Origin of the sequence: Spirosoma profusum (genome assembly GCF_014699005.1) — a bacterium.
GTDB classification, from domain to species: domain Bacteria; phylum Bacteroidota; class Bacteroidia; order Cytophagales; family Spirosomataceae; genus Spirosoma; species Spirosoma profusum.
In genome coordinates this window covers 15,867-28,343 of record NZ_JACWZY010000060.1, presented here as the reverse complement: position 1 = coordinate 28,343, position 12,477 = coordinate 15,867, and the positions used below count along the sequence as shown (strand labels likewise).

The 12,477-nt window shown below is 47.8% G+C and carries 11 protein-coding genes; 9 read left to right on the top strand and 2 right to left on the bottom strand.

Annotated elements, in window-relative coordinates; translation table 11 throughout:
• A partial coding sequence (locus IC229_RS33410; protein ID WP_190893088.1) for a DUF3987 domain-containing protein occupies window positions 1-1,016 on the bottom strand: 1,016 nt, incomplete at its 3' end.
• 60 nt (window positions 1,017-1,076) lie between these two features.
• The gene (locus IC229_RS33405) at window positions 1,077-1,574 is read right to left on the bottom strand and encodes a VRR-NUC domain-containing protein (RefSeq protein ID WP_190893086.1); all 498 of its coding nucleotides are present in this window, start codon (window positions 1,572-1,574) and stop codon (window positions 1,077-1,079) included.
• A gap of 172 nt (window positions 1,575-1,746) precedes the next feature.
• On the opposite strand from IC229_RS33405, the gene IC229_RS33400 reads away from it, so the two are divergent.
• From IC229_RS33400 to IC229_RS33360, 9 genes are all read left to right on the top strand, one after another.
• Entirely contained in the window at window positions 1,747-2,058 is a 312-nt protein-coding gene (locus IC229_RS33400; protein WP_190893084.1) for a transposase, read from the top strand.
• Between the two features lie 5 nt (window positions 2,059-2,063).
• Window positions 2,064-2,951, top strand: coding sequence for an IS3 family transposase (locus IC229_RS33395; protein WP_190893076.1), 888 nt, complete (start codon window positions 2,064-2,066; stop codon window positions 2,949-2,951).
• Between the two features lie 811 nt (window positions 2,952-3,762).
• Window positions 3,763-4,401 carry a YceI family protein gene (locus tag IC229_RS33390; protein ID WP_190893075.1) on the top strand — a complete coding sequence of 213 codons (639 nt, stop codon included), beginning with the start codon at window positions 3,763-3,765 and terminating at the stop codon, window positions 4,399-4,401.
• Window positions 4,402-4,493: 92 nt separating this feature from the next.
• Window positions 4,494-5,009, top strand: a complete 516-nt coding sequence (locus tag IC229_RS33385) for a protein-disulfide reductase DsbD domain-containing protein (protein WP_190893073.1) — start codon at window positions 4,494-4,496, stop codon at window positions 5,007-5,009.
• Between the two features lie 25 nt (window positions 5,010-5,034).
• Window positions 5,035-6,003: a cytochrome-c peroxidase gene (locus tag IC229_RS33380; protein WP_223834361.1), complete on the top strand. Its 969-nt coding sequence runs from the start codon at window positions 5,035-5,037 to the stop codon at window positions 6,001-6,003.
• Between the two features lie 182 nt (window positions 6,004-6,185).
• The gene (locus tag IC229_RS33375; RefSeq protein WP_190893071.1) at window positions 6,186-8,942 is read left to right on the top strand and encodes a TonB-dependent receptor; all 2,757 of its coding nucleotides are present in this window, start codon (window positions 6,186-6,188) and stop codon (window positions 8,940-8,942) included.
• A gap of 24 nt (window positions 8,943-8,966) precedes the next feature.
• A complete protein-coding gene (locus tag IC229_RS33370; protein ID WP_190893070.1) occupies window positions 8,967-9,788 on the top strand; it encodes a DUF4397 domain-containing protein in 822 nt (273 codons plus the stop codon).
• Window positions 9,789-9,854: 66 nt separating this feature from the next.
• The gene (locus tag IC229_RS33365; protein WP_190893068.1) at window positions 9,855-10,997 is read left to right on the top strand and encodes a cysteine desulfurase family protein; all 1,143 of its coding nucleotides are present in this window, start codon (window positions 9,855-9,857) and stop codon (window positions 10,995-10,997) included.
• Between the two features lie 62 nt (window positions 10,998-11,059).
• Window positions 11,060-12,376 (top strand): peroxiredoxin family protein, encoded by a 1,317-nt coding sequence (locus IC229_RS33360; RefSeq protein WP_190893067.1) that lies wholly within the window; start codon window positions 11,060-11,062, stop codon window positions 12,374-12,376.
• Window positions 12,377-12,477 lie beyond the last annotated feature (101 nt).

Sequence of the window (12,477 nt, the reverse complement as noted above, 5' to 3'; positions counted from 1 at the left end):
GTAGAGAAGTCAGAATCCGCGAGTTGTTGAATCAGGGCAAATGCCTTATCGCGGGCGTGTTTATCTGGATATTCATCTGTATAGGACCAGGGCACTTTGTCTGGGTAAACCGCCAGTTGCAACCGCTGCACAAAGCCGTCGTTATCGTAATCGGTAGCCGCCCTAAGGTAGCCCAGCAGTTTAGCGGGCTGGATGCCGCCAAAGAGGGCAATGCAGATGAACTTTACGTAAGAAGTACCTCTGGCAATTCGGTCAATGGTAATTGATCCGCTACCATTCCAGCCTTCCAGGTAGAACGCCCGGTCCTGCTCGCGTCCGCTCTTTTCCCAGGTAGCCAGCAGGGCAATCAATTCATCCCGGCTAACCAGTAGACCAGTCGGATTTTCATTCAGCAGGTCTGCCAACTTCTCCGTCGTAGGGTCATTGGCTATATACCGACGTTCTTTAGGCTTTGTGGGAGCTTCGGGATAGCTCACCGGGTTATCAATGGTCTTGCCCTTGTGGCGGTCCTGTGCCTGGGCTGCGTGGGCTTTCTTTTGAGCCTCGTATTCGACCATCTCCATTTCATACGCCCGCATTCCCTCTTCGAATCTTCCTTGAGCGGCTAACACCAAACGAGTGAGGGGTTTGAAGACGGCGCTGGACGAGGGTGTTTTCATGCTAGATGGATCGCCGATAATCGCACCCCATAGATTGGGAACAATGGTCCAGTCGTCGCGGGTTTTTGGCTGAATGGTAAGCCGGGTTCCAATCAGGGAAGAAAGCATAACCAGCGCCGGGGAAGCTACAAAGTCCAGCGGACACTTCATGCGGTAGGCAGTGTCGGTCAGCCAGGGGCGCAAGTGTTCTGGAATCATCTCCGGCAGTAGCGGGAGAACCGGTAACAGGTTGGTTGTAATCGGCTGGGGTGGTAGCCATTCATCCCCTGGCGGTGCAGATTGCTGATGGTAATCAGGATTAAATCCCTCTTCTATTTCTACGTCAATTTGCGTATCTTCGTACGTACTTTCTGGCATAGTCGTAATTATTTTCAGCCGTTCTGGTTTGGGCCCAGGGCGGCTTTTTTGTGGGTGAGATTAGTTGGGGAGCGATGAGGGGAACTGAGCGAAGAACCAGTCGTAGAATTCCTGAAACGTTCGGGCAACGTAGTAAATGCCTCCGGCTTTTTGAATGTCAGCCTGCATCTGCCGCTGGGCATCACTCATCCGGTCTTTACCTATCTTGACTTCTATGCTGAGATGTAGCCCGTTTATGATCGCGTGGATGTCGGCAGTGCCTTTGCGGGTAGTGCTGTAGGTGTAGGTTCCTTTACGTCCGCCGATGCCAGGGCGATACTGGCCTTGCGATTGGATGCGATTGGCATAACCGCCCGAGAACTTGACAAAATCCAGAATGCAGCGGGTTAAGCCATTTGCTGTACGGTCTTCGTATTTTGGCTTTGGTCGTGCGTGAGCGGGGAAGTTCGGGTAACGATTTTGGACATACAGCGCTTTTAGCTCAATGAGCTTTTTAATGGCAGGGGAGACGCTAACCGGAGTGCGCTCTTTGGGGTAGGTGATTTGTTGCGTGTTCATGCGTTCCGGGTTTTTAAATCGTTACGCACTTCATTAGCACATTCTTCAGTGGTCTTTCTGCGTCCATCTCGAATCCATTTTTCGAGCTCTTGACGCGAAAAATATTGACTTAACCCCCTGAATGGCTGGACAAAATTGTAAAAACAGTTTAGTCCTACTACATTCAGATACCATGAGCAAAATCAGGCGGAGTTTTACTCCCGAAGACCGCTATTCCATCGTCCAAGAAGCCATCCGTGATGGCCATGCCGAGACCTGTCGCAAGTACAATTTATCCCCTTCGTTGTTGCGCAAGTGGCGTTTGAAATATTTAAGCAAAGGCAAAGAAGGCCTCAAGGACTCCTACTCACGCGTCGATCCACAACTGCGGGCACTTGAAGAGGAAAATGAACGCTTAAAGCGGATCGTGGCAAAACAGGCTTTAGAACTGGAGATCAAGAGCGAATTGCTAAAAAAAACGCCTATTCAACCCAGGAGAAACTAACGCTCATGAAACAGTTCGAACATCAGGTAAGTCATACCCTGTTATGCCAGTGGCTCGACCTGCCTCGTAGCGTGTCTTACTACCAACCCCAGTCAGGCAGACCTGGGGCAAGACCTAGCCAGGTAACCATGAAACTGGATGGATCGTGGGTGGACAATCAAGAAGTAGTAATGAGTATTCGCCACTTATTAGACGTTGAATTCAATGCGCTGGGCTATGAGTATATTACGTATGAGCTGAAAAAAGAGTACCTCATCAACAAGAAAAAAGTGTATCGGCTTATGCAGGAACATAATTTGCTTTTAGGTAAAGTAATCCGGCCGACAGGCAAGCGAGAGTTCGTTCAATTCAGACGGATTGAAGCTACCAGGCCGTTGGAATACCTGTGCTGGGACATCAAATACGTCTGGGTACAAGGGGAACGGCGGAATTACTATCTGTTGAGCGTCATTGATGTTTACAGCCGCAAAATTCTGGATTGGTTGTTCCAAGGCAGCATTCGTCAAATTGACTTAATCAATCTTTTTCGACGAATAAACCGAAATCATGAACTGAAAGGCGTCATTTTGCGCAATGACAACGGTAGCCAATTCATAGCCCACTCGGTACGCAACTTTTTGAAAAGCTCAGAGATTAAGCAGGAGTTTACGCACGTTGCTACCCCTGAAGAGAACTCATACATTGAAGCTTTTCACAGTATTTTAGAGCATGATGTGATTGAACGCAATGTATTTGATAGCTATTATGAAGCCAAAGAAATGTTAGGGCGTTATTTTTCCCATTACAACAATCACCGGTTGCACCGTTCGATTGGTTTTATAACACCTCAACGAAAATGGGAAGAAGCGCGGGCAATTTACGACACAACTTTTTCAGAGAATCTGTCCAGTTAATAGGGGGCTAAGACACATTGATAGCAAGTATATAACCAATCAACTGACTACTAAGGGAGCGAGGTAAGGTTAGAATTTGGGTTTGTAATTGAGAGACTCTTAAAGACTAAATAAAGGCAGAGGAGAGGATATTTATTTACGCTTCTTTCAATGGCCTACGTAGAAGTGTGATCTGCACAGTTAACATGCATTCACTAGATTTCAATAGAGCTATTTGTTTGATTGTCAATTATTTAATAGTCTAGTCTATCGAGAGTATAAATTTCGATAGACTAGACTATTAAATAATTTTAATGTACGATTGTATTTCTCTCATTTTAAATGAAATTTCTATAAATATTATAGATTAAGTTTGGAAATAAAAAAAACTGAGCTTTACCTTTACACCATCTTACAATTACTACCTGCAAAGTAGTTGTGGATTTATAGACAATAGCAAGGAATCGGCTAAGAAGCCATTACTGTTGCTCATTGAAGGTAGGACACTAAGTTCTACCAAACGTAACCCTATAAATTTACAACCATGCCAATCCAATTCTTCTTGTTTCACTCTGATTCAAATCAGTTTTCACGAGTAGCTAGCGTAAGCAGTTGTTGATCTTATGTATCATTCAGCTTAGAATAAACAAGCTCTCATACGTCAACATTTAGTGGTTATTTATTCAATGTCATTAATCTATTAAATCAATGGATTTTGTATTCTAAATATGGAAACTTGACACAAATGAAAGCCCGGCTTTCTACAGTTTTTACTAGCCACTTGGACATCTCTAATCATCACTTTTTTTAATTCATTAACTCCAACAAAACCATGAAAAAAATTAGTCAACTTCTGTTCGGCCTTGCTGCCCTTTCGCTTGTTTCATTCACGCCAACAGAAATTCCTTCTTCTAAAAAAGGAAAAGAAACAGCTTATAAGGTCGATGCTCAGCAAAGCAAACTCAACTGGAAGGCCAAAAAAGTAACCGGTGAGCATTCAGGAACGGCTCCCATACGTAGCGGTTCGTTAGCTTTGGAAAACGGTAAACTCAAAGGTGGATCGTTTGACATTGACCTCAAAGCACTAACCGTTACCGACATTACTGATGCTGACAACAACGCTAAACTGGTCGGCCACCTGAAAAGTGATGATTTTTTTTCTGTAGAAAAACATCCAACGGCCAGTTTTGTAATTTCGTCGGCGACGCCAACAGGCGACGGTACGTATGACGTAGCGGGTAAACTGACAATTAAGGGAATCACAAATGACATTAAATTCCCCGCGCAGTTGAAAACTGACAATGGGAAACTAACGGCAACGGCTAACGTAACAGTCGACCGGACGAAATTCGACATCAAGTACCGGTCAAAAAACTTTTTCGAAAACATAGGCGATAAGGCTATCTACGATGACTTCACGCTCGACGTAACGCTGGTGGCTACTCCAACTACCAACGTTGCCAGCCGGTAATCCTGAGCCCTTCATCAACAAACGACTTTATTCAGAAAAGGGAACTGACCACTCCGCTACATTAAAAAAGTAGCTGATGACTGACTGCGTATATGCATACCGTTAGAAATATTCCTTCTTCATTTTATCGTGTTTATGCCCTAGTTGTCTTAACGTTTCTGTTGACAGGTGCTCGCCATCATCAGGACTCAGAAGAACCAGTAGCACAGTGGAAATTCACTACGTTTCCGACTGGACTTAAGGAAGACGTATTAGAGCCGGGCGATCTGATTGATCTGGTGTTTACCGCTACGTTAGATAAAGAATGGCTTCTGTACTCCTCCGATTTTAAAGCGGATATTGGACCGCAGCCCACTACGTTCGAGTTTATGCCTGATGATACGTTCGAATTAGTTGGTGGGGTCCAGCCAGTTTCTCCGAAGTGGAAGCAGGATAAAACCTGGGATGTCAAAGTGTCCTACTTTACGCCCAAAGCCGAATTCCGACAACGAGTCCGGCTTTTGAAAGCGGATTATGGGATTCGTGGTGTTATTCAGGGGCAGTATTGCAGCGAGAAAAAGGGGTTATGCGTGCCCTTTCAGCAACGGTTCGGATTCAGTGTGCCCTAACGTCAAACGCTTCACAGGGATAATCATGAAAAAAAGCCTGTTACTGATGGGCAGCCTGAGCGTGTTCGGGTTAAGTCTGGCCTTTCGTCCGATAGCACTGGATGAGGAACCGCAGACGAAGGTGCAATTGGGCGAGAAACTTTTCTTTGATCCCATCCTATCTTCAGATCGAACTATTAGCTGTGCTACGTGTCACAAACCAGAATTTGCGTTTGCCGATACGGCTAAATTTAGCCGGGGCGTAGGTGGGAAGCTAACGGATCGGAATACGCCTTCGGCGATGAACTTGGTAGGACGAATTCATTTATTTTGGGATGGGCGTGCGTCGTCCTTAGAAATGCAGGCTCTTCAGCCGATTGCCGCCCCCAATGAAATGAATCTGCCCATCGCCGAAGCCGTAGTCCGGTTAGAACAGCATCCTGGATATGCATCAGCTTTCAATAGGCTCTTTAAGCAGAAACCATCGGCTCAAACACTGGCAGAGGCTTTAAGCGCCTACGAACGTACACTAGAAACCGGGGATACGCCCTACGATCGTTTCGTCAACGGTGATGATGCAGCTTTGTCTGCATCGGCACAGCGCGGTAGATTACTCTTTATTGGTAAAGCAAACTGTGCCAATTGCCACGCAGGGGAAGATTTCACTGCCGATCGGTTCAAAAATATCGGGCTGTACGATGGTAAAACGCTACAGGATGCAGGGCGGTTTACGGTCACAAAAGACAGTACGCAGATGGGCCACTTTAAAGTGCCGGGTTTGCGTAACGTAGCGATAACCCCTCCGTACATGCACAACGGCATGTTTAAAACCTTGCGGCAAGTGCTCGATTATTACAACCAGCCCGATGCTGTTGTCAAAGGTGGGCACAACCGCGATTTATCGCTGAGTACGCCTTTAAATCTGAATGAAGCCGAGTTAACGGATCTGGAATCTTTTCTACAGGCGCTCACCGACGATCGGTTCACCGCAAAAGCGAACGTCACAAAGCCATAAGTTTTTTGCATGAAGACTAGGTTAGTAGTTCCCACTTCGTCAGCCGGCCTTACGCTCCTGTAGGGTCGGTCTGCCGGAGTATATCCACACTAGTTCTCGAATCCAATTTCCTCTTCAAGCCCTACCACACTGACCGGCCTATTGATCAGGGCCGGTCGGGTAGGCACAACTACCTGAATTCAATGATGAAACACACACATTTACTATTCTTTATTCTGCTTGCTTCGATAGGCTATGCCCAGCAACGTACTGTATCAGGGCGAGTAACCGCTGCAAACGATGGCACGGTATTACCCGGTGTATCCGTTACCGTAAAAGGCACTACCGTAGGGACTTCTACGGATGCAGAAGGTCGTTACAGTATACGTCTTCCGGGCGAATCTGTGCTCCTGTTTTCGTCCATTGGGTTCGATGCGCAGGAGGTTCCGCTGGGTTCACGTTCCACTATCGATATTCAATTGGTTGCCTCCTCCCGTACCCTGGGCGAAGTGCAAGTCGTGGGTTCCCGTAATGCCAGTCGTACTCGGCTCGACTCTCCGGTTCCGGTCGATGTGATTGACATTAAGCCCCTACAGGAATCCGCTCCGCAGGTAAGCATTACGCAATTACTTCAATACGTATCGCCCTCATTCCATTCAGTAAACGGCAGCAATGCAGGGGATGCGGGTTCAGCGCTGAATCTGGCTCAGTTGCGAGGCCTGGGTGTCGATCAGGTATTGGTGCTGGTGAATGGGAAACGGCGTCATAAAAGCAGTAACGTCAACTGGGGCGGACTGGGCAATGGCGCAACGGGTTATGACTTGAACGCCATCCCAACGGCGGCCATTGAGCGGGTTGAAATTTTACGTGATGGAGCCGCAGCGCAATATGGCTCGGATGCCATTGCGGGTGTCATCAATATCGTTCTTCGGAAAGCCGTCGATCAGCTCACACTTAGCGCAACGGCCAGCACACGCCGTCGTGGCGATGGTACTATAACCCGAACCAGTGCTAATTACGGATTTGCGTTAGGCAAAAACGGAGGCTATCTAAACGCCACCGCCGAATTTGCGACTCAAGCCATTTCTCTGCTACCCGGTCGTGATGATGCCGGTCTATATCTGGGACCCATTTACGGAGGAGGAGCCAACACCCGTGCGTACGACGCGATTTATACCAAAGAAATCGATGAAGCCATTCTAGCCAGCCGTGGCATCGACCGCCATTTTTTCGACCGGCGGGGTGGCGGTTCCAATAAAGCGAAGGACGCCCTGTTGTTTTTCAATGCCGCTATTCCGCTGAAAGATAATGCTGAGGTCTACGCTTTTGGTGGAATTAGCCACCGGAGTTCGCAGTTCACGGCAGTGTACCGCCTGCCCGGCTGGACCGAACGTAACAACTCATTTCTGTATCCCGATGGCTTCTTGCCGAATATGGAAAATACCATTACGGATAAATCGCTGGCTGTGGGCATCAAAGGGAAAATCAAAGGCTGGAACGTGGATTTGTCGAATGTATATGGCCGCAACGATTTTGGAAACGACATCACGAATTCGATCAACGCCAGCCTAGGCCTAAAAAGCCCTACTACGTTCGACGCGGGTAAGTACAACGCTAGTCAGAATACGGGTAGTCTGGATTTTAGTCGCTACTTCGACAAAGCGTTGCATGGCATCAACGTAGCGTTTGGGGCGCAATACCGGGTGGAGACGTATCAGATTATCGCGGGAGAAGAAGCGTCTTACTCAAAAGGTGATCTGAAGCCTATTTATAAAGTTGACACGACAACCACCGGCGTTACGTATCTCAACAACGTAGGGAGTATTGCGCTGAATGGTTTGTCGCCAGGTTCGCAGATTCACGCTGGTTTCCGGCCCGCCAACGAAGTGAACGTAGCACGGGCTATTGTGGCTGGATACGTTGACCTTGAAGCAAATCTGACCAAAAACTGGCTTCTTTCCGGCGCACTACGTATAGAAAACTTCTCAGACTTCGGAAACGTAACGACCTACAAGCTAGCCACTCGCTACGGTATTACCGATTATTTGGGTATTCGTGGTTCCTACAATACCGGTTTTCGGGCACCGGATCTGGCACAGTTCTATTATACCGAAACCTCTACGTCGTTTCAGCAGGGGCGCGCCATCGACCAGGTAACAGCTGCCAACACCAGTGCCGCGACACGAGCGTTGGGCTTCCCGAAATTAACCCCCGAACGATCAACGGGGTACGCGATTGGAATTACGGCTAAACCATTACGTAATATGGAGTTGACCGTTGACGCTTACCAAGTCGACGTATCAAACCGAGTAGGAAACACAGGAAACTTCTCGGCGACCGACCAGAATCTTCCGCTGGAAGTACGTAATCTGTTTGTACAGACGGGGACGACACAGGCCAAATTTTTCTACAATTCATTTAGCTCGCGCACCAAAGGAATCGAGTTTACGGGCAGCTATCGGACACCCATCTACCGGGGTAATCTATCACTGCTGGTCGGAGGAAATTTTGTGCGTAATGAAGTAACGTCTGTCAATACGCCGAAAGGCTTGGAAGCCTATCAGTATATCATCTTCAACGAAGGCGAAAAGGCGCGCGTCACGACAAATATTCCGGGGCAGAAAATTACGCTGCAAGGTATCTATACCGAAGGGCGGTTTACTTATTTGCTACGTACCGTCTACTTTGGTTCAGTAACGACAGCTTCAGCCCTGAACGCTACGTTCCCGAGACCGGATTATTTTTTCCAAACGCTACGTCCTATCTGGGTAACGGACGTATCAGTCGGATATAAGTTCTCTCCGGCTCTCCAGGCAACCGTTGGTGTAAATAATCTACTGAACGAACTGGGCGACTACACAGACCCTAAACTCGATGCACTACGTAACCCAAGTATTATCGGGATTCAGAATGGAAGTGCTGGCATACAGCCGTTTGTCCGTTTGGTCGCCCATTTTTAATTCACCTTTTCACTATCTGTTACAATGAAAACAAATTCAGTTCATAATCGCTCTCAGCTACGTTCTGCGGTTGGAATGGTGGTATCAGGCCTTGGTTTGATACTGTCTCTGACCGGTTGCAGCAAAGCTGATTATTTGGACATTAATGCCGCAGATCGTCCGCCACTAAATGCTCAGGTTCGTTTCGTAAACGCCCGCCCTATTAACACTCCACTTCAATTCTGGACATTTACTACGCAGGTCACTACGTCGCCGGTGGCAATTAATCAGGCTTCACCTTACCTGGCTACGGTATTTGGTAGCGTACAAATCAATTTCACTGAAGGCAGTTCGACCAGCTACAAAGCTTCGCAGCAGTTTGGTAACAGTGCTACGTTCACCGCGACCAGTCGTCCGAATGGGCCTATTGCTACGTTCTTTCACACTGTTTTTGCCGCCCGAACCGCTAACGCATCCAGTGATTCGCTGATTCTCTTTTACGATGACTTGAAAGCGCCCGCAGCTGGTAAGGCAAAGGTGCGATTTGTCAATCTATCGCCCGGAGTGGGTGCACTGGATGTTCGAGCTTCGACAGGATCGACGCTGTTTACCAACGTTCCTTATGGCAGAGCTGCTAATTCGGCAATAGCTGGCGAAACGCTCAGTGCCTTTACACTAGGACCTTTTAATACAGTTGATGCCGGGGCCTTAACCCTGAGTGTCAATCGAGTCGGAGGTTCAGTAGTAGGAGAGTCTAAAACTCTGACGTTCGAGGCTGGGAAAATCTATACCGTCTTTACCAACGGTGTACCCGGTAGCACGGCATCGGTTGCCATTCAGCGCATCGAGCATCCTGTACAACCCTAACGAATTGGTCAAAATAGCCTCCTAGCCATGACTTAACGTTTCCTTTCCTTTTAATCTCCTATCGTTATGGAAATCTATTTTGACAATGCCGCCACAACGGCGCTTGATCCGCAGGTGCTCGAAGCCATGTTGCCTTATCTCACGAGGCAGTATGGCAATCCTTCATCGTCACACCGACTAGGTCAGCAAGCTCGTCAAGCCGTGGAAACTGCCCGACGTACCATTGCTGATTTACTGGGTGCTTCTCCAGACGAAATTTACTTTACTGCCGGTGCTACGGAAGCCGACAATCTTGCGCTGGTGGGCAGTATTCGGATGTATAACCTCCGTCACGCCATTACTAGCCCTATTGAGCACAAAGCTGTTCTGGAAACACTCAGGGAACAGGAAAAACAGCGCAGAATTGAGCTGCATTATCTGCCCCTAAACCGAACGGGTTTATTTGACTGGGACTATCTGGAGCGGAAGTTGGAGCGACATCCTGGCGCTTTGGTCAGTTTAATGCACGGCAACAACGAGCTGGGTAATTTGACGGATATTGATAGTGTAGGTTGGCTTTGTAGGGAGCACAAGGCGCTGTTCCACTCTGATGCGGTTCAGACAATGGGCCGTTATCGATTTAATCTAAAGCAGGCACCTATTGATTTTCTAGTTGGTTCTGCCCACAAATTTCATGGTCCCAAAGGTGTTGGCTTTTTATACGCCCGACGTACGCATTCGCTCCCATCGCTTTGGCAAGGCGGCAGTCAGGAACGAGGACTTCGACCGGGTACGGAGAACGTAGCGGGTATTATCGGTCTTGCCAAGGCACTGGAAATCAGCTATCAGAATCTGGCCCGAATTCAGGCGCATTTGTATGATCTTAAGCAATCGCTCATTCGACAACTGGATACGCTGGACGTTCAGTGTAATGGCCAAGGCAATTCGCCAATCGATGGTATGTTGACAGTAATTAACCTTAGCTTCCCCGGTTTACCGAATGGTGATTCTCTAGTGTCGAAACTTGATAGAGCGGGAATAGCTGTATCTGGAGGTAGCGCCTGTTCCAATCTGACCAAAGCGGGATCTCACGTATTAAAAGCCATCGGCGCTCCGACCGAGCGTGAGCATATAAGAATCTCCCTGAGTAAAGACAACACACAGGACGAGATCGATCAATTAACGGACCTCATCCATCAGATTTATTCGAAAGTGGCTGCATTGGTATAAGCTGTCGCTTCAGAGAAAGTTGAAGAGCCTGCACACTCTTTCATCTTTATTTTAAATCATTTATGAACGTTTCTCAAACTATCAAAGGAGTAGTACTGGCGGGCGTTACGTTAGCCAGTGGCGTATCGTACGGTACGGATGGACCTGGAACGGGCTCCAAAACACCAAAACCAGGCATCTGGCGGGGTGAATTTGTCATCAGCGAGACAAAAATTCCGTTCAATTTTGAGTACAACGCGAAGGACAAAGATCACCCTATCCTGACGTTGCTGAATGGTACGCGCCGGGATGATTTTAAAGTGACGTCTCTCGGGCCTGATTCCATTTTTGTCAAGATGAACACCTACGATGCCGCGCTAGTGGCAAAGGTTGAATCTGATGGCAGGCTCTCCGGTGAATACCGCAGCCTGGTACCCGGTTTTCGGGGAAATTCGCTACCGTTCGTGGCCGAACATGGCAAAAACTACCGCTTTGTCGAAAAAGGTAAAGAGCTGCCAACCAAACATAACCTGACGGGCAAGTGGGATTTGAAAATTTACAGCAAAGCCAAACTGCCCGACAACGTAGCATTGCTGAAGCAGGAAGGCAATAAACTAACGGGCGTAGTTATGTCGACCGTTGGCGATAGCCGGGAGCTGGAAGGTGTTGTTGAGGGCGATGAGTTTGTACTCTCGCATTTCTCGGGACCGAATCCGCGTGTGTACCGGGGAAAAATTAACGAAGATGGCTCGGTTACGGGTGAAATTAGTTCGGGCATTTACAACAGCACCAAGTTCGACGGAACGAAGAACACGGCTGCCGAACTACCTGATCCTTATAAACTGACGTACTTAAAAGAGGGCTATAAAAAACTGGATTTCACCTTGCCCGATCTGGATGGTAAATCCGTATCGCTCTCGGATGATAAGTACAAAGGCAAAGTTGTCATCGTCGAAATTATCGGCACTTGGTGTCCCAACTGTACCGATCAAACTTCCTTCCTGGCCCCTTGGTTCAAGGCGAATAAAAACCGGGGCGTGGAGGCAATCGCTATTGGTTTCGAACAGAAAGACGATCTGGCCTATGCAAAGTATACGCTGGGTACGCTGAAAAAGAAGTACGGCATCGAGTACGATATTCTGTTCGGGGGTATCGCCGATAAGAAAGTAGCTTCCGATAAACTTCCCGCGCTCAATCAGATGATGGCCTTCCCAACTACGATTCTAATTGACCGGAAAGGCGAAGTACGTCAGATTCATACTGGCTACACGGGTGAAGTGACGGGTGATTACTTCAAAAACTACGTAGCGAAGTGGAATAAAGACCTCGACGAGTTGATCGCTGAACCTGTTCCTACTGCTTCGGTAGCTGGGAAGCCCAACAAGCAATCGGAAGAATAATCCTTTTCTGTTGTCTGCACTACGTTTCTCTATTAACCACCGGGTTAGGAAAGAACGTAGTGCAGTAACGTAGTAAAAGCCTACCCACCGTACACGGTATT

Bases quoted from the DNA above. Each gene is read 5' to 3' on its own strand.
- IC229_RS33405 (WP_190893086.1), bottom strand. From the start codon at position 1,574: ATGAACACGCAACAAATCACCTACCCCAAAGAGCGCACTCCGGTTAGC.
- IC229_RS33400 (WP_190893084.1), top strand. From the start codon at position 1,747: ATGAGCAAAATCAGGCGGAGTTTTACTCCCGAAGACCGCTATTCCATC.
- IC229_RS33395 (WP_190893076.1), top strand. From the start codon at position 2,064: ATGAAACAGTTCGAACATCAGGTAAGTCATACCCTGTTATGCCAGTGG.
- IC229_RS33390 (WP_190893075.1), top strand. From the start codon at position 3,763: ATGAAAAAAATTAGTCAACTTCTGTTCGGCCTTGCTGCCCTTTCGCTT.
- IC229_RS33385 (WP_190893073.1), top strand. From the start codon at position 4,494: ATGCATACCGTTAGAAATATTCCTTCTTCATTTTATCGTGTTTATGCC.
- IC229_RS33380 (WP_223834361.1), top strand. From the start codon at position 5,035: ATGAAAAAAAGCCTGTTACTGATGGGCAGCCTGAGCGTGTTCGGGTTA.
- IC229_RS33375 (WP_190893071.1), top strand. From the start codon at position 6,186: ATGATGAAACACACACATTTACTATTCTTTATTCTGCTTGCTTCGATA.
- IC229_RS33370 (WP_190893070.1), top strand. From the start codon at position 8,967: ATGAAAACAAATTCAGTTCATAATCGCTCTCAGCTACGTTCTGCGGTT.
- IC229_RS33365 (WP_190893068.1), top strand. From the start codon at position 9,855: ATGGAAATCTATTTTGACAATGCCGCCACAACGGCGCTTGATCCGCAG.
- IC229_RS33360 (WP_190893067.1), top strand. From the start codon at position 11,060: ATGAACGTTTCTCAAACTATCAAAGGAGTAGTACTGGCGGGCGTTACG.